The organism is Janthinobacterium salmonicoloratum, from assembly GCF_051380845.1.
In the GTDB taxonomy this organism is placed as follows: domain Bacteria; phylum Pseudomonadota; class Gammaproteobacteria; order Burkholderiales; family Burkholderiaceae_D; genus Janthinobacterium; species Janthinobacterium lividum_F.
The window spans coordinates 1,384,801-1,401,445 of record NZ_JBNYXV010000001.1; the positions used below are offsets into that span (position 1 = coordinate 1,384,801).

At 64.5% G+C, this 16,645-nt stretch carries 19 protein-coding genes; 7 read left to right on the forward strand and 12 right to left on the reverse strand.

Translation table 11 applies throughout. The features are described from left to right. Positions 1 to 9: 9 nt before the first annotated feature. Complete coding sequence (locus ACQ4WY_RS06465; protein ID WP_436503285.1) at positions 10 to 507, reverse strand: DUF3224 domain-containing protein; 498 nt, start codon at positions 505 to 507, stop codon at positions 10 to 12. 56 nt (positions 508 to 563) lie between these two features. On the opposite strand from ACQ4WY_RS06465, the gene ACQ4WY_RS06470 reads away from it, so the two are divergent. Beyond that, the gene (locus tag ACQ4WY_RS06470) at positions 564 to 1,406 is read left to right on the forward strand and encodes a DUF6597 domain-containing transcriptional factor (RefSeq protein WP_436503286.1); all 843 of its coding nucleotides are present in this window, start codon (positions 564 to 566) and stop codon (positions 1,404 to 1,406) included. On the opposite strand, the gene denD is transcribed toward ACQ4WY_RS06470, so the two are convergent. Genes denD through ACQ4WY_RS06500 form a run of 6 tightly spaced genes read right to left on the reverse strand, consistent with a single transcriptional unit; the run spans position 1,403 to position 7,402 of the window. Further along, on the reverse strand, positions 1,403 to 2,380 hold the full coding sequence (gene denD / locus ACQ4WY_RS06475; RefSeq protein WP_436503287.1) for a D-erythronate dehydrogenase: 978 nt from the start codon (positions 2,378 to 2,380) through the stop codon (positions 1,403 to 1,405). The two genes, ACQ4WY_RS06470 and denD, sit on opposite strands and share 4 nt — an antisense overlap. Then, a complete protein-coding gene (gene otnI / locus ACQ4WY_RS06480; protein ID WP_436503288.1) occupies positions 2,377 to 3,174 on the reverse strand; it encodes a 2-oxo-tetronate isomerase in 798 nt (265 codons plus the stop codon). Before otnI ends, denD begins: the two co-directional genes overlap by 4 nt. A 20-nt stretch (positions 3,175 to 3,194) precedes the next feature. Further along, complete coding sequence (gene otnC / locus ACQ4WY_RS06485) at positions 3,195 to 3,839, reverse strand: 3-oxo-tetronate 4-phosphate decarboxylase (protein WP_353660685.1); 645 nt, start codon at positions 3,837 to 3,839, stop codon at positions 3,195 to 3,197. Beyond that, positions 3,836 to 5,137, reverse strand: coding sequence for a 3-oxo-tetronate kinase (gene otnK, locus ACQ4WY_RS06490; protein ID WP_436503289.1), 1,302 nt, complete (start codon positions 5,135 to 5,137; stop codon positions 3,836 to 3,838). Before otnK ends, otnC begins: the two co-directional genes overlap by 4 nt. A gap of 20 nt (positions 5,138 to 5,157) precedes the next feature. Then, entirely contained in the window at positions 5,158 to 6,057 is a 900-nt protein-coding gene (ltnD, locus tag ACQ4WY_RS06495) for an L-threonate dehydrogenase (RefSeq protein ID WP_436503290.1), read from the reverse strand. 16 nt (positions 6,058 to 6,073) lie between these two features. After that, positions 6,074 to 7,402 (reverse strand): MFS transporter, encoded by a 1,329-nt coding sequence (locus ACQ4WY_RS06500; protein WP_436503291.1) that lies wholly within the window; start codon positions 7,400 to 7,402, stop codon positions 6,074 to 6,076. Positions 7,403 to 7,556: 154 nt separating this feature from the next. On the opposite strand from ACQ4WY_RS06500, the gene ACQ4WY_RS06505 reads away from it, so the two are divergent. Continuing rightward, on the forward strand, positions 7,557 to 8,399 hold the full coding sequence (locus ACQ4WY_RS06505) for a FadR/GntR family transcriptional regulator (protein ID WP_436503292.1): 843 nt from the start codon (positions 7,557 to 7,559) through the stop codon (positions 8,397 to 8,399). 11 nt (positions 8,400 to 8,410) lie between these two features. On the opposite strand, the gene ACQ4WY_RS06510 is transcribed toward ACQ4WY_RS06505, so the two are convergent. Next, entirely contained in the window at positions 8,411 to 9,037 is a 627-nt protein-coding gene (locus tag ACQ4WY_RS06510) for a flavin reductase family protein (RefSeq protein ID WP_436503293.1), read from the reverse strand. A 204-nt stretch (positions 9,038 to 9,241) separates the two neighbouring features. On the opposite strand from ACQ4WY_RS06510, the gene ACQ4WY_RS06515 reads away from it, so the two are divergent. From ACQ4WY_RS06515 to ACQ4WY_RS06535, 5 genes are all read left to right on the forward strand, one after another. After that, positions 9,242 to 10,303, forward strand: coding sequence for an AI-2E family transporter (locus tag ACQ4WY_RS06515; protein WP_353660680.1), 1,062 nt, complete (start codon positions 9,242 to 9,244; stop codon positions 10,301 to 10,303). A 157-nt stretch (positions 10,304 to 10,460) separates the two neighbouring features. Further along, positions 10,461 to 11,165 (forward strand): hypothetical protein, encoded by a 705-nt coding sequence (locus tag ACQ4WY_RS06520; protein ID WP_436503294.1) that lies wholly within the window; start codon positions 10,461 to 10,463, stop codon positions 11,163 to 11,165. 326 nt (positions 11,166 to 11,491) lie between these two features. Continuing rightward, on the forward strand, positions 11,492 to 11,956 hold the full coding sequence (locus ACQ4WY_RS06525; protein ID WP_436503295.1) for a hypothetical protein: 465 nt from the start codon (positions 11,492 to 11,494) through the stop codon (positions 11,954 to 11,956). 68 nt (positions 11,957 to 12,024) lie between these two features. Next, the gene (locus ACQ4WY_RS06530) at positions 12,025 to 13,452 is read left to right on the forward strand and encodes a Dyp-type peroxidase (protein ID WP_353660677.1); all 1,428 of its coding nucleotides are present in this window, start codon (positions 12,025 to 12,027) and stop codon (positions 13,450 to 13,452) included. A gap of 131 nt (positions 13,453 to 13,583) precedes the next feature. Further along, complete coding sequence (locus ACQ4WY_RS06535; protein ID WP_436503296.1) at positions 13,584 to 14,243, forward strand: glutathione S-transferase family protein; 660 nt, start codon at positions 13,584 to 13,586, stop codon at positions 14,241 to 14,243. Positions 14,244 to 14,249: 6 nt separating this feature from the next. Here ACQ4WY_RS06535 and ACQ4WY_RS06540 read toward each other — a convergent pair whose 3' ends face one another. From ACQ4WY_RS06540 to ACQ4WY_RS06555, 4 genes are all read right to left on the reverse strand, one after another. Continuing rightward, entirely contained in the window at positions 14,250 to 14,555 is a 306-nt protein-coding gene (locus tag ACQ4WY_RS06540; RefSeq protein WP_436503297.1) for an NIPSNAP family protein, read from the reverse strand. Next, on the reverse strand, positions 14,552 to 15,478 hold the full coding sequence (locus tag ACQ4WY_RS06545) for a WD40 repeat domain-containing protein (RefSeq protein WP_436503298.1): 927 nt from the start codon (positions 15,476 to 15,478) through the stop codon (positions 14,552 to 14,554). The genes ACQ4WY_RS06540 and ACQ4WY_RS06545 overlap by 4 nt, the downstream gene beginning before the upstream one ends. Next, the gene (locus ACQ4WY_RS06550; protein ID WP_436503299.1) at positions 15,475 to 15,984 is read right to left on the reverse strand and encodes a GNAT family N-acetyltransferase; all 510 of its coding nucleotides are present in this window, start codon (positions 15,982 to 15,984) and stop codon (positions 15,475 to 15,477) included. The genes ACQ4WY_RS06545 and ACQ4WY_RS06550 overlap by 4 nt, the downstream gene beginning before the upstream one ends. A 66-nt stretch (positions 15,985 to 16,050) precedes the next feature. After that, positions 16,051 to 16,596, reverse strand: coding sequence for a phosphoribosyltransferase (locus ACQ4WY_RS06555; protein ID WP_034752020.1), 546 nt, complete (start codon positions 16,594 to 16,596; stop codon positions 16,051 to 16,053). Positions 16,597 to 16,645 lie beyond the last annotated feature (49 nt).

Below are 16,645 nucleotides of genomic sequence, written 5' to 3' on the forward strand. Positions count from 1 at the left end.
TGGGCTGGCTTACGGCTCCGGAAGCGAATAGTCGATGTCGTAGAAATGCTGGCCATTGACGATGCGGATGGCCAGCGTGCCGCTGATGCCCGTCAGTTGCCCCGTGCCGGAATGCGGCACGATCTCGATGGTCAGCGCCTGCTGACCATCAGCCATGGTGCCCGCATGCTGCGCCACGAAGCTGCCTTCCCTGCCCTGCAGGGCGCCCGTGATGGCTTCCATGGCGACGTAGCCGGCCGCGCCTTTGGTGTCCGTCACGGCATTGAGCATCTCGCCCTTGGCCGTGGCGACCAGGTCGCCGGCATAGACTTTGTCGAGCAGCACCTTGCCCAAGGTCGTGCGCCCCGCGCGCTGCGGCGCCGCGGACGGCGTCATGCTGATGCTAAAACTTCCCGTGGCGTGCGCATGCATGCGATGATCTCCCTCTGTAGACAAGGCGGCGCCGGCTGGCGCCACCGATAGACAAGCTGCGGCCAGCACCAGGCCCGACAAGTTGTGTGATTTCATGATTCCCTTTCCATCAATGCGAGAGGACCACCTTAAGGCCGCACAGGAGACAAATATTGGATAAAACCGACAGCACGCGCAATGTGCTCGCCACGCGCGGCCAGGCGCCGAAAGGGATCGTCGACCCGCAGGCAGCGGCGCGCCGCATACGGCTGGCGACCTATCCGCCCGCTAGCGCGCTGGCGCCGTTCGTCGAGTATTTCTGGGTCGTGGAATGGGACAGGCGGGGCCGCGCGCCGGAGACGCAGCGTGTACTGCCCTACCCGAACGCCCACCTGGTATTCGACGCCGGCCGCACCGCCATCCATGGCGTGGTGCGCGGCGCCTTCGACAGGCCGTTGGTCGGTGCGGGCAAGGTGTTGGGCGTGCGTTTCGCGCCGGGCGGCCTGCGCCAGTTCATCGGCCAGCCCCTGTCATCGTTCACCGACACGACCATCGCCGCAGATGCCCTGCTGGACATGCCGGCAAGGGATGCCGAGGCGCTGGTGCTGCAACAAGCCGACGATACGGCCATGGTGGCGCAGGCACAGGCACTGCTGCTGGCAAGGCGGCCGCAGGCCGATGACGCCGCCCTGCTGGCCGCCAGGCTGACCGCCGCCGCGGCGGCCCACAATGGCCCGGCCAGCGTGGCGCAGCTGTGCGAAAAAATGGCCATCGGCGAACGCCGGCTGCAGCGCCTGTTCGCCAACTACGTGGGCGTGCCGCCGAAGTGGGTGATCCAGCGCTACCGCCTGCAGGAGGCGATCTGGCGCCTGGCGCAACCCGATGCGCCCGACCTGGCCAGCCTGGCGCATGAACTGGGCTTCTTCGACCAAGCCCATTTCAGTCGCAGTTTTGCGGAACTGGTGGGCAGCACGCCGCTCGACTATCGCCGTTCGCAGCTGCCCAAGTCAGTCTAAGCAGCCGCGTTGACGTCGTCCATGTACGCACGGATGATGCTGGCGAAATCCGCATCGGCCGTCAGGCCCAGCGCTTCGGCGCGTGCCGTGTCCCAGGCGCCGGGCCAGCTCTTGACGATGCGCTCGACGGCGGGATCGGGCGCGTAGCTGATGCGGGCCGTCACTGCGCTGCCGGCCACTTGTTCCAGCGCGGCGATCATCTCGCCCACGCTGACGCTCAATCCCGGCAAGTTCACCGTGCGGCTGGCGCCGAACGCCTCGCCCGCCAGTTCGTGGCCGGCGATCAGGGAAGCAATGGCGCCGCGCGGCGACAGCAGCCACAGACGCAAATCGGTGGCCACAGGGCAGACGGCCGCCTCGCCATTCAAGGGCTCGCGGATGATGCCGCTGGCAAAAGACGACGCCGCCTTGTTCGGTTTGCCGGGACGCACGCTGATGGTCGGCAGGCGCAGCACGCGACCATCGACAAAGCCGCGGCGGCTGTAATCGTTGAGCAGAAATTCGCCGATGGCCTTTTGCGCGCCGTACGACGATTGCGGGTTCAAGGCCGTCGTGTCCTGCACCACGTCCGGCAGCTTGCCGCCGTAGACGGCCACGGAACTGGTAAACACCACCTTCGGCTTATGCCCCAGTTCGCGGCAGATATCGAGCAGCAGGCGCGAGGCGTCCAGATTGATGCGCATGCCCAGTTCGAAATCGGCTTCCGCCTGGCCGCTGACGATGGCGGCCAGGTGGAAGATCGATGCAGTCTGCGCGTCGATGGTGGCGCGCATCAGGGCGCCGTCGGCGATGTCGCCCGTGACCACTTTCACGCGCGCATCGTTGAAGTCATGCGCGGCCACCACGTCGACCAGTACCAGCTCGCTGATCGTTTGCAACTGGCCGTGGCTATCCGTCAGCTGGCCTTGCGCCAGCAACTGGCGCGCCAGGCGCTGCCCGAGGAAACCGGCGCCGCCGGTGATCAGTACTCTCATTTCATTTCTCCTTGCTTGTTGTTGTGTGCGGCGAGCCAGCCCAGGCCATCCTCGGTGCGCCCGCGTGGACGGTACTCGCAGCCGATCCAGCCCTCGTAACCCAGTTCATCGAGCAGTCTGAATAGATACGGGTAATTGACTTCGCCATCGTCCGGTTCATTGCGCGCCGGGACGCTGGCGATCTGCACGTGGCCGATGCCGTCGAAGTTGTTCTTGAACGTCATGGCGATATCGCCCTCGACGATCTGCGTGTGGTAAAAATCCATCTGCACCTTGACGTTGGGCGCGCCCGACTCCAGGCGCAGCGCATGGCCTTGCGCCTGCGTGACAAGGAAATAGCCGGGCATGTCGCGCCCGTTGATCGGTTCGATCAAGAGTTCGATGCCATGCTCGCCCACGGCCCTGGCCGCGTATTGCAGGTTGGCCAGGTAGGTGGCGCGGTGCAGGGCGAGGTCGGCGCCGACGGGCAGCAGGCCAGCCATCATGTGCACGCGCGGCGTGCCCAGCGCCAGCGCATACTCGATGGCGCGCGCCACGCCGGCGCGGAATTCCGCTTCGCGGCCCGGCAGCGAGGCGATGCCACGCTCGCCGGCAGCCCAGTCGCCCGGCGGCAGGTTAAACAGCACGTTCTGCAAGCCGTGCTCGCGCAGCCAGCCGGCCACTTCCTGCGGCGCGTAATCGTAAGGGAAAAGAAATTCGACGCCCTGGAAGCCCGCTTGCGCGGCGGCGGCAAAGCGCTGCGGGAAAGGCACTTCATTGCACATCATGGTCAGATTGGCGGCAAAGCGGGGCATGCGATATCTCCTTGGGAATCTTATAGTTCGAGCTTGAAGGTGTGCTTCAAGTCCGCGATCTGCGCCGCGTCGAGCGGGCGCGTGGGCACGTCGCGCAGCAGCAGGAACAGCTTGGCCGTCTCTTCCAGTTCCTCGGCCGCATACACGGCCGCTTCCAGGCTGCTGCCCGAGACCACGGGACCGTGATTGGCCAGCAGCACGGCCGAGTGCTTGCGCGCCATGGCGCCAATCGCCCCCGCCAGCGCCGGGTCGCCCGGCCGGTGATATGGCACCAGCGGCAAACGCCCCACCTTCATCACAAAGTATGGCGTGAGCGGCGGGATGCAATCGTCATGGTTCAAGCCGCACATGCACGACACGGCGGCCGAATGCGTCGAATGCAAGTGCACGATGGCGCCGGCGCTGCTGCGCTCTTCGTACATGGCGCGGTGCAAAAATGCCTCTTTTGACGGCGGCGCACCGCTGATCAAGTTGCCATCCCAATCGAGCTTGGACAATTGCGCGGGATCGAGCCGCCCCAGGCTGGCGTTCGTCGGCGTCAGCAGCCAGCCATCGGACAGGCGCACGCTCAGGTTGCCGCTGCTGCCGGCCGTCAAGCCCCGTTCGAACAGCGACTTGCCAAAGTCGACGATCAGCTCGCGCTGGCGCGATTCGGTGGCGCTCATGCCAGCACCTGCCAAGCCTTGCTGAAGAAATCGACGGTGCCGAAATTACCGGACTTGAGGGCCAGCGCCAAGGGCGCCCTGCCATCGTCGCCCGGCGCCGGCAAGGCTTTTGTCCAGGGGACGCCGGGGTCGATCTCTGGCCCGATGCGCAAGCCGGCCACGCCCAAGGCCTTGACGACCGCGCCCGAGGTTTCGCCGCCGGCCACGATCAGCTGGCCCACGCCAAGGCGTACGAGCCCTTGCGCGATGGCGGCCAGGGTTTCCTCGACGAGGGCGCCGGCACGCTCCACGCCCAGCTGCGCCTGCACGGCGCGCACGGCGTCCGGCGTGGCCGTGGCATAAATCAGGACAGGGCCTTGCGCCAGGTGCGCGCCAGCCCAGGCCAGGGCCTGCTCCACCACGGCATCGACCACCTCGCCGCCAGCGGCCAGCTGCAGCGGATCGACGTGGAAGGACGGGGCACGCTCGCGCAGGTGCGCCACCTGCTGTTGCGTGGCCACCGAGCAGCTACCCGAGATGACGGCACGCAAACCCGGCGGCGGCGGCAAGCGTCCCGCCTGGCCCGCGAACGAGGGCGACAACTGGCCCCGCTGGCGGAAATTTTGCGGCAGTCCCAGCGCGATGCCGGAGCCGCCCGTGATCAGCTTCAAGTCCGCGCAGGCGGCGCCGATGGCTTCCAGGTCGCGGTTCGACACGGCATCGACGACGGCGAGATGGCAGCCCTGCGCGCGCAAGTCCGTAAAGCGCTGGGCGATGGAGGACGCGCCCTTCTCCACCACGCTGTAATCGGCCAAGCCTACCCTGGCTTGCACCTGCTGCTGCAGCACGCGCACCAGGTTCGAATCCGTCATCGGCGTCAAGGGATGGTCGCGCATGCTCGATTCGGCCAGCGGCACGTCGCCGACGAACAGATTGCCCTTGTAGATGGTGCGTCCGTTGGCAGGGAAGGCGGGGCAGGCAATCGTAAAATCGGTATCGAGCGCCCGCATCAGCGCCTCGGCCACGGGGCCGATATTACCGCGTGGCGTGGAATCGAACGTGGAGCAGTACTTGAAGTAAAACTGCTTGCATCCGGCTTGCTGCAGCCAGGCCAGGGCAGCCAGCGATTCGGCCACCGCCTCTTCGGGCGCATTCGTGCGCGACTTGAGCGCGATGACGACGGCATCGACATCGGCTGGCGGCGGACCTTGCGGCACGCCGATCAGCTGCACCGTGCGCATGCCGGCCTTGACCAGCATGCCGGCCAGGTCGGTGCCACCCGTAAAATCGTCGGCGATACATCCCAGTAATACAGTCATGATGGTTCCTTTTGATTCAGTTACGCTTTCGCCGGCAGATCGATACCCGGGAAAGTTTTAATGACGGCAGCATCGTCCTCGCCGCCAAAACCGGCCGCCGACGCCTGCATGAACATCTGGTGCGCCGTGGCGGACAGGGGCAGCGGAAAGACGCTTTTCTTCGCGTAATCGAGCACGATGCCCAAGTCTTTCACAAAAATATTCACGGCCGACAGCGGCGTGTAGTCGCCCTGCAGGATGTGCGGCACGCGGTTCTGGAACATCCAGGAACTGCCGGCGCTGTTCGAAATGACTTCGTACAGCGCATCCGGATCGCAGCCGGCGCGCAAGCCCGGCGCCATCGCTTCGGCGGCGGCGGCGATGTGCACTCCGGCCAGCAGCTGGTTGATCATTTTGACTTTCGAGCCTTGCCCCGGCTGTTCGCCCAGCCGGTACAGCCTGGCGCAGATGGCATCGAAAATGCCGGCGCAAGCGTCGAAAGCGTCGGGTGCGCCGGCCGCCATCACCGACATCTCGCCGGCAGCCGCCTTGGCCGCGCCGCCGGAAATGGGCGCGTCGATGAAGCGCAGGCCCATGGCCGCCAGACGTACGCCGAGCGCCTCGGCAAACTCCGGCGCCACGGTGGCGCAGGCGATCACCACGCTGCCGGGTGCCAGGGCGCTGGCGGCGCCTTGTTCGCCAAACAGCACGGCTTCCGTCTGCTGCGCATTGACGACGACGATCAGCAAGGCTTGCACCTGCGCCGCCAGCGCGGCTGGCGATTGCGCCGCATGGGCGCCCTTGTCGACAAGCGTTTGCACGGTCTCGGGTCGCACGTCGCAGGCATGCACTTCGAAGCCGGCTCGCAGCAGGGATTGCGCGATGCCCATGCCCATGGCGCCCAGGCCGATCACACCCACTTTTTCGATTCTTGCGCTCATAATTTGCTCCACTTGTTTACTTGTTCACCAGCTTGGCCGGCACCCGCATGATGATGAAGGCGCCAAACACCAGGATGCCCGCCAGCAGGTAGATGACGATGTCGGTCGATTGCGTCAGATCCTTGATGGAACCGATCATGTACGGCGCCGCGAAGCCGGCCAGGTTGCCCACCGAGTTGATGGCGGCGATCCCGGCGGCTGCCGAGACGCCGCCTAAAAAGGCTGTCGGCAGGCTCCAGAACATGGGCGAAGCGGCGAGGATGCCACCGGCGGCAATCGTCAGGAAGAAGATGGCCCAGCCCGTGTTGTGGGCGCCCGCCAGCGCGCTGCAGACGATGGCGGCGGCACCGACGACCAGGGGGATGGCCATGTGCCAACGCCGTTCGCGGTATTTGTCCGAGCTGCGGCCCAGCAGAATCATCGACGCCACTGCCACCGAGTACGGGATCGCCGTAAAGAGACCAATATTGAGCACGCCCGTCACGCCGGCCGCCTTGATCAGGCTGGGCAGCCAGAAGGTCAGCGAATACTGGCCCATCACGCAGCAGAAATAAATCAGGGCCATGACCCAGATGCGCGGGTCGGCGAACATGGCGCGGATCGACGGGTGCGAGACCTTGCCCTGCGCTTCCGTGGCAATGCGCTGTTCGAGGATGACTTTTTCATCTTCCGTCAGCCACTTCGCGGCGCGGATGCTGTTATCGAGGTACAGCAGCACGGCCACGCCCATCAGCGCGGCGGGAATCGCTTCGAGTACGAACATCCACTGCCAGCCCGCATAACCGTGCCAGCCGGCGAAGGTTTCCATGATCCAGCCAGACAGGGGGCCGCCGATCAGGCCCGCCACGGGAATGGCTGCCATGAAGGTGCACACCATGCGCGCGCGGCGCTCGGACGGATACCAATAGGTCAAATAAAGGATGATGCCGGGGAAGAAGCCCGCCTCGGCGATGCCGAGCAGGAAGCGCATGACGTAGAACTGGGTCGGCGTGGTGACGAACATGAAGGCGCCCGAGATGATGGCCCAGGTGATCATGATGCGGGCGATCCACACGCGCGCGCCGATCTTGTGCAGCATCACGTTGCTGGGCACTTCGAACAGGAAGTAGCCAAGGAAAAACACGCCCGCGCCCAGACCGTACACGGTTTCGGAAAACTGCAGGTCGGCCAGCATTTGCAGCTTGGCGAAGCCCACATTCACACGGTCGAGATAGGCGACGATGTAGCACAGCATGAGGAAGGGGATGATGCGCCAGGTCACCTTGCGGTAGACGGCGTCGTCGATGGTTTTCTGGCTTGCGGCCGCGCCGGCCGGCTGGCCAGGCATTGCTTGTGACACTTCCATGCTTGTCTCCTGATCACTGGGGGATCGACCGTGCCGGATTTTTATGGTCCACCGAAGGTGGCTGGCAACTTGTCTAAAATTTGTATGGATGTATATTATGTGTGTGTTTTGTGTGTGTCAAGCTGTATATTCCATATAATGGCAAGCAAGCCCCATGAGAACCGCTAGCACAAGGATGCACCCGATGGACCGCACGTTCAGCTTTACCCTTCCCCCGCCGGAGCCCGCCGCGGGCAGCTTCACCACCGGCACCCTGGGTGCGCGCGTGGCGGCCCGGCTGCGCCAGCAGCTCCAGCACGATGGCCTGGCCGGTGGCACGCGTTTGCCATCGGAGCAAGCCATGGCCAGCCACTTCGGCGTGAGCCGCACGGTGCTGCGCGAAGCCATCGCGCTGCTGCAGGCGGACGGCATCGTCGTCACGCGCAAAGGCAGCGGCACGTTCGTGTGCGCGCAGGATGGCGCGAAGACCGGCGAACGGGGTGACGCGCTGACGGAGCAGTCGGTGCAATCGCTGCTGAATCTGATCGAAGTGCGCCAGGGACTGGAAGCGGAAATCGCCGCGCTGGCGGCCGTGCGCCGCACGCCGGGCCAGCTGGCCGATATCGAACATGCGCTGCGGCGCATCGAGGAAGCGGTGGCTGCCGGCGTCGATGGCGTGGAAGAAGACGTGCGCCTGCACCTGTGCATCGCCGAGGCGACGGGCAACCCCTACTGGCCGAAATTCGTCGCCATGTTCGCCGACCCGATCCGCTCGGCCGTCAAGGTGACGCGCGCGAATGAAGCGCGGCGCACGGACTTTTCCATCGAAGTGCGGCGCGAACATGAAAAAATCGTGCAGGCGATTGCCGATGGCGACCCGCAGCGGGCGCGCCAGGCGGCCATGGAACACATGCAGCACGCGGCCGAGCGCGTGCGCCTGGCCGACCGTGAATTCTGGCGTGGCGACGGTGGCGCGCTGGCACGCACTCTGGGACGTGATCCCATCATGCAGAAATAGCCGGCTCCCTTTCAGGGATAGCTTGGCCGGCGCATGTGAAACAGACTGTCCGGTCCGATCTCAAAATAATCGGCCGGCCCGCCACCGCGCAATATCGGCGCAGCGGCTGCCGTGTCGTACACGCCATCCGTCAACAGATGGCGCGCGATGTGCACGCCCACCACCTCCCCCAGCACCAGCCAGCTGCCGACAGCGTCGCCATTGACGCCTTGCAGCTCGATGATCTGCGTGCGCCGGCATTCGAAGGACACGGGGCTTTCGGCCACGCGCGGCACGTTGACGATGCGCGAGGCGCCCGGCGTCAGGCCGGCCAGCGCGAATTCGTCGACCTCGGGTGGCGCCGGCGCGCAACTGGCATTCATCGCCTCGGCCAGCGGACGCGTCGCCAGGTTCCACACGAATTCGCCCGTCTGCTCGATATTGCGCAAGGTATCCTTGCGGCCGATGCTGGAAAAACCGATCAGCGGCGGATGGTAATTGAAGGCGTTGAAAAAGCTGTACGGCGCCAGATTGAGCACGCCCGCACCGCTGCGCGAGGCAATCCAGCCGATCGGCCGCGGTCCGACAATCGCGTTGAACGGGTCATGCGGCAGGCCATGGCCCTGTGCAGGTTCATAAAAGTGAATGTGATCGGTCACGCGCGCTCCTGAAGTCAGAGAAGTCAAAGGCGCCCGGGATGGAGCGCCTGGAACGACAGCTTACTGGAATTGCCGCCACCGCGTTGCCGGCCCGTCGGCGCCAGGTGCTCGCGCACAGACGACCAAGGCGACAATTGTATGGCGCGCAGCGCCATGCCTCGCTTATGATGGCGCAACTCAACCCTTATCATTGCGCTACCGCCCATGCATACCCTCACGCTGCACCAGAAAGTGTTCTTGCTCCTCTTGAGCATCGTCACCATCGGCTTCGGCTGGATACTGGCGCCGTATGCGGGCGCCATCTTCTGGGGCGTCATCCTGGCGATCCTGTTCGCGCCCGTGTACCGCTGGCTGCTGCGGAAAACCAGGGGCCGCGCCGGCCTGGCGTCGCTGCTGACCTTGCTACTCATCATCGTCATCGTGATCCTGCCGCTGTCGCTCATTTCCGTGTCGCTGGTGAACCAGGCGGCCAGCGTCGTGGAGATGGTACGTTCGGGCGAAATCACGGTCGCCATGTTCTTCAATAAAATCATGGCGGTACTGCCGCAATGGTTGATCAACTTGCTCGACCGCTTCAACCTGACTAGCCTGGCCAGCCTGCAGGACAAGCTGGCCGAGGGCGCCACGCAGGTGAGCCAGGTGGTGGCAGTGAAAGCCATCAATGTGGGCCTGTACACCTTTGAATTCCTCACCAGCCTGTGCATCATGCTGTACCTGCTGTTTTTCCTCATGCGCGATGGTTCGACCCTGTCGGCCCGCATCAAGGGCGCCGTGCCGCTGAGCCGCAAGTACAAGCAGCGCCTGTTCACCAATTTCACCACGGTGATCCGCGCCACGGTGAAAGGCAACATCCTCGTGGCGATCGCCCAGGGCGCCCTCGGCGGCCTGGCGTTCTGGTTCCTGGATGTGCCGGCGCCCCTGCTGTGGGCCGTGCTGATGGCTTTCCTGTCGCTGCTGCCGGCCGTCGGGGCCGCCCTCGTCTGGGCGCCCGTGGCCGTCTACTTCCTGGCCACGGGCGCCATCTGGCAAGGCGCAGGCCTGGCCGCCTTCGGCGTCTTCGTCATCGGCCTGGTCGACAACGTGCTGCGCCCCATCCTCGTGGGCAAGGATACCAAGATGCCCGACTACGTGGTGCTGCTGTCGACCGTGGGCGGCATGGCGCTGTTTGGCCTGAACGGCTTCGTCATCGGCCCCGTGGTCGCGGCCCTGTTCATCGCTTCGTGGGATCTGTTCGTCTCAGCCAGCGAATTCCAGGCCGAGGATTGAGGCGTGGCGGCCTGGCATGACGGCTTGAGAATATCATCGCCAGGCGCATTTTCCAGTACCCAAGGGAGCACAATCCGCGTTCTGCCCGAAACCTGTTTACAGCACTGTTGCAAATTTGCATACTGGTGCCACCTTCATCACGGCAGGCGTGACACCGATGCGCATCAACCTTGCACGACAGGAGCAGGATTTTTCTCTCGGCCAGCGTGCCCATGGCCCGTACGTCGCCGCCATTATCCTGCTGCATCTGGCGCTGCTCTGGGCGGCCACGCGGCCAGTCCACACAAGAATCGAGCACGATGACCGGGTCTGGCTGCAACTGATGCCGCCACTGCCGCCAATGGCAAGGTTCATTCCAACCGCCCAGCCCGATCCGGCGCCGACACGTCCGCCAGCAATCCGAACCGTCCCCACCGACACGACGGCATCGGCGCCGCAGGCATCGACGCAAGACAGCCCGCCTGACGATGCCCCGCCGGCAGACCCGCTGCCTGCCGCCCCCAAGGCCAGCCCCCTCACCGTGGCGCAACAGGCGCTGCAGGCCGCCGGCGCCATCGACCGCCAACTGCGCGCCGAGCATCCACAGGAGTTCGTTGCGCCGCCCGATACGGCGCAGACGCGCCTGGCAAAGGGCTTTGCGGAAGCGCACGCGGCGGTCAAGCCAAAGTGGTTCGAAGCGGCCCGCATCGAGCTGTTCAGCGCGCCAAACGACCCGAAGCGCATCTACCGCGTCATCACGGCGACGGGCGAATACTGCATCTATTTACCGGACAAAGGCAACATGACCTTGAACCTCAGCGCCAGGTCCGGCTATGCCGGTTTTGGCGAAGGGACCGCGGCGCCTTGTCCCATACGGTTTTAACAGCGGGCGATGCAGCGCGTCTCCTCGGTGCAGCGGTGCATGGCAGCCTGGCAGCCGTCCCATCTTGCAGAAATAATCGCTCCAGAATCCGGCGCCGCCAACGGCGCCACTTGCGCTTCCCGAAACAGGCTGGAACAGCCCGGCGGCAGAGTATCCGCCGGCGCCGGCCAGCCTCGGCAACTATCCACATGAGACCGCATTTCATATCGACTATCATGTTGCAATAGTATGTATTTAACAACAAATACGAAAATATAGCTTTTGACGCAGTGGGCGCCGCGGCGTAGTGTCGGTCCTCCCGACAACCACGTAATGAGGAGCCTTCCATGGCAAATCCACTGTGCTTAATGATGCCGGTACTACCCGGCACCAATCCGACCGCCATCGCCGCAACATTGGTGGAATTCCAGGCGAAGATCAATGCCGCCCTCACCGAGATCGGCACCGTGCACTTTGCCCGCTTCACCCTGCTTGACCGCTCCCAGCCCAATCTGCTGCCCAACATTAGCTCGGCTGGCACGTCCAATAGCCTGATCATCGGCGTGATCACCGAGTATGACGGCAGCTTCAATGACTACATCGAAGATTTCGTGGCCCGGCTGGGCGAGGTATTCGACGCACTGCTGCAGTTTGTCGTGGGTGGCAAGGCGTTGATGCCCGTTGCCAACCATGTGGCCGCATTTGAAGCCTTCATCACGGCCAACGACGCCGCGCAGCACCTGCCCAATAAAGGCCTGTATAGCGCCTATCCGCAGACAGTCCAGAAAATTCTCGCCTCGGTCTCAACCTAACACCACGCCGGGGCTGCGCAAGCGGCCCCACCACCCTGCCAGCCACCACCCCAGCCCCCGGAGACAGCATGGCCGATCCCACCATCGATTACGACGACGTGCAAGGCACGATCCTGCGCGGCTACCGCGTCAACCTTGCGCGCCATTTCATCTTCAGCATCACGGATGCCGCGCAGGCACGGCGCACCATCGCGGCCCTGCTCGACGGCAGCGACGGACTGCCGTCCATTACCACCGCGCGGCACATCCACCCCAAGCCGCCCTGCTTCCTGAACCTCAGCTTTACCGCTCCCGGCCTGTCTGTGCTGGGAGTCAGTGCGGCCGACCTGGCCACCTTTGACCAAGCATTTCAACGCGGCGCCACCGATCCGCTCAGCATCGCTGCCGTGGGCGACGTGGGCGACAGCGCCCCCGCACATTGGCTTGGCAACCTGGGACCGGCCACCGAGAATGAGCAGGTGCATGCGCTGCTGAGCCTATGGGTCAGCGAATCGGAGGTAGTGCTGCAGGCAACATCAGCCAAACTACGTAGCGCCTTTGCCGCCGGCTGGCGTGAACTGTATGCGCACGACGGCGTGGCCCTGCCAGGCAACCGCGTGCATTTCGGCTACCGCGACAACATCGCCCAGCCGGACGTCGATGGCGCCCCGCCGCGCAAGCGCGAGCACGAACCTGACCCGCTCAACAGTGTCATGACGGGGGAATTCCTGCTCGGCTATCAGAATGAAAACGGTGGTACCTACCAGGTGCAGCCGCCGCAATTGTCCACCAATGGCAGCTATGCCGCCTTCCGCATCCTGGAGCAGGACGTGCCCCTGTTCGACAGCATCCTGAGCCAGGGCGCGGCCAGTTCCGGGCTCAGCACCGAAATGGTGGCCGCCAAGATGTGCGGGCGCTGGCGCAACGGCAATCCGCTGGTGCTCCGGCCGGACGAGGCGGGCCCCGTGCTGCCGGACGCCAGCCTGAACCGCTTTCACTATGTCGATGAACAGCCGGAACTGGACGACACGCTGGGCCTGAAATGCCCGATCGGCTCGCATATCCGCCGCAACAATCCGCGCGACGAAGCCGTTGTGGGCGCCTCCGCCCGCCACCACCGCATCGTGCGGCGCGCCATGCCCTACGGTAGCGAATATGATCCGGCCGCCCCCATCGCAGCGCAGCGCGGCCTGGTCGGCTATTTCATCAATGCCAGCCTGCGCAATCAGTTCGAATTCCTGATGAAGCAATGGAACAATGACGATGCCTTCGTCAAATCGGCCGTCGGCCCGGCCGGTCCCGAGGCGGGCAATGCCACGCTCAACATCAGCGGCCAGGACGTATTCCTGGGCATCAACGACCCGGCCGTCAGTTCCTTCACCTTGCCCGGGGTGGGCCCCAAGGGCAGCGGCAATACCACACTGCAGCATTTCTCGCGCAGCGTCATCACGCGTGGTGGCGTGTATTGCTTCTTCCCCAGCATCACGGGATTGCGCTACCTGGCGAACCTCGGCTAGGCGGCGGACGGGACACGGATGCAAGCGGGAACGGCAGGCGCACGAACGGCCCGGATCGCTTGCATTGATCCTGTCATTGCACTATCGTTGCAGCACGCGCGTGTTGCCAACCTTGCACAGGAGATCCCACCGTGTCGCTGATACTCTACGGCCACCCCTTTTCCTCGTACACGCAGAAGGTGCTCATCGCCCTGTACGAAAACGCCATACCGTTCACCTTCTGCTGCCTGGCACCGGACATGCCGCAACACCTGCAGCAGTGGCTGGAACGCTGGCCGCTGCGCAAATTTCCGCTGCTGGTGGACGGGGAGCGCAGCGTCGCCGAGACCAGCATCATCATCGAATACCTGCAACTGGCCCATCCCGGCCCGCTGCGCCTGCTGCCGGACGATCCGATACAGGCGCTGGAAGTGCGTTTTCTCGACCGCTATTTCGACCTGCACGTCATGACACAAGTACAGCATGCCGTCGGCGCCGCCCTGACTGGCGACCCGCCGAAGACCCGGGAGGGCCGCGCGTTTGCCGGAGAAAAGCTGGACCTCGCCTACGCCTGGCTGGAAGCCCACCTGGCCGGCAAGACGTGGGCCGCCGGCGAACACTTCAGCCTGGCCGACTGCGCCGCCGCCCCCTCGCTGTTCTATGCGGATTGGACCCAGCCGATTCCCGCAACGCTGCCCATGCTGCGCGCCTACCGCGCGCGCCTGCTGGCCCGCCCATCGTTCGCCCGGGCGGTGGAAGAGGCGCGCCCATACCGCCACCTCTTCCCCCTGGGTGCTCCGCAGCGCGATTGACCCTGTTCAGCCAAACACGGGGCGGAAAAAGCTACGCTCGTAGCTGACGATGCAGCGCGTCTCTTCGGCATAGCGGAAAGCGGCCTGGCACTCGGCATCCTGCATCGAGTCGCTGCGGTACCGTTCGTACAGGGCCAGGCTGGGAAACGAGAACATGGCCAGCGCGACGTTGCTGGCGCCTTCGGACGGTAAAAAGTAGCCGTGGTGCTGGCCGCCGAAACGTTCGACCAGCGGTATCCACAGCTTGCCGTAAGCTTCGAATTCCCGCAATTTATACGGGTCGATGATGTAACGCAAATAACAGGTGATCATGCGGTTTCCTTGTGAAGGTTCAGGTCCATCAGCATGCCAGATTCCCAGGAGCCGATGGCGGCCAGTGGCGAGCCAGGCAAAAAGTCCAGCGCGCAGGGATAGATAAAATCTTTCTGCGCCAGCACGCCGAGCCCGGGCCAGCCGTAAAACAGCAGCTTGCCCTTGCCGACGCGTCCCAGCGCGCTGCCGTCGGACAGCCAGCGCAAGCCGTTACCCGTGCCGCCGCCCGCCTCCACGGCCACCTTGGCCAGACAGTGGCCGTCGGCCAGCGCGTACATGGACAGGAACTCCGTGCCACCGGCGTGGTGCAGCACGGCCAGATACGCTCCGTCCGGCGATGGCGCGCAGGACTTCAAGCCTGGCAGCGACAGCACCCTGCGCCCGCCACCGTCTTGCAAGGGCCAGTCCCATACACTGCAGTAATCAGGCGGCTGCACCTGCCCCTCGTCCACCGATTTGACGCCATGCTGGACCAGCAAACGCCGCCCGCCATCGATGGCGCAGACACCCCGCAGCATCTCGCCCGGATGCACCTGCGTGAAAAGCGCCTCGCCCGTTTGTGCGTCGCGCACCCGCAGACGGCCATCCCAGCCGCCGTCGGCCAGATACCGGCCGCACGGCGACCACGCGGGACCACAGCCTTCGCCATCCTTTTTGTTCTGGAAGTTCACCAGCAACTGGCCCGCCCCGGCATCCACCACGGCCAACTGGCCCGTCGTGCTCTTGATGGCGAGCCGGCCGCCGTCAGGCGAGAATGCCATGCCCGACATGTGCGCGATGAATTTTCCGCGCCACAGCTTGGTCCGCGCCGCCACGTCCCACAGGACCAGGTCGCGCCCCAGCACGGCCAGGCGCGTGCCATCCGGTGAAAAGCGCACGCCGTAGCTGCAGCCCAGCTTCAGGGGCTTCTGCGCTGCCGTCATGGGCGCGCCAGGCGGTACACGACGCTGTCGATGTCGTAATGGCGCTCCATGCCCACATATTGCATTCCCAGGCGCGTCATGACCTTGATCGAGGCGGCATTGTCCGGGTGCGCCACGGCCACCACTTCGGGTGCGCCGACGACGTCGAAGGCATGCGCGACGATGGCGGCGGCCGCCTCGCTGGCATAGCCCTGCCCCCAGCCCGTGCGCGCCAGGCGCCAGCCGATTTCATGCGATTTATTTTTGTCGCCATCGAGGTGCTGCAGGCAGGCCATGCCCACCATCTCGCCGTCATCGAGGCGGATCAGCGCCCACCAGGAATAGCCCCACTCGGCCCAGCGCCCCACCAGCCGCGCAACGGCGGCGCGCGTGTCCTCTTCCGCTTCAGGCTGTCCCGCGTTCAGGTACGTCATCACCTCGGGATCGGTGTTGAGCGTGCGCATGCGCTCGTAGTGGTTTTCGGTAATCGGTTCCAGGCGCAGGCGCGCCGTCGTCAGTATGGTCATCGCATTTCCTTGGACGAAAAAAAAGACGATACACGATCGTCTTTTTTTAGCAAGAGTGCAAGCGAATTACTTGCCTGCTTCGCCCTTCTTGATCCACGCCGCCAGCTGGTGCGGACGCAGGCCGTCGTAGTCTTCGAATGGCTGGTGGATCCACGGGTTGTGCGGCAGCTCGTCGAGGAAGTAGTCGGGACGCACGACGGAGCAGCCCTTCAGCCAGATCACGGCCGATTTGACTTCGGTCACGTCAGGGAAGTTTTCCTTCAGGTGACGCGTGACCTTGTCCAGTGTGACGCCCGAATCGGCCAGGTCGTCGACCAGCAGGATGCGGCCAGCCAGCGGGCCCTTGGTCATGGTCATGTACTTGGCGATATCGAGGTCGCCGCGCACCGTGCCCGCGTCTTCGCGGTAGGAGCTGGTCGACAGGATGGCCAACGGCAAATCAAAAATGCGCGAGAACACGTCGCCAGGACGCACGCCGCCGCGCGCCAGGCACAATACCTGGTCAAATTTCCAGCCCGATTCGTAGACCTTGAGCGCCAGGCGCTCGATCAGGCGGTGATACTCTTCCCAGTTGACCCAGAGATGTTGATCGTTCGATTGTGGGGTAGTCATGATAGTGGAATCTTATTATTAGCGTGATTAAAAAAATCCGCCTTGCGGC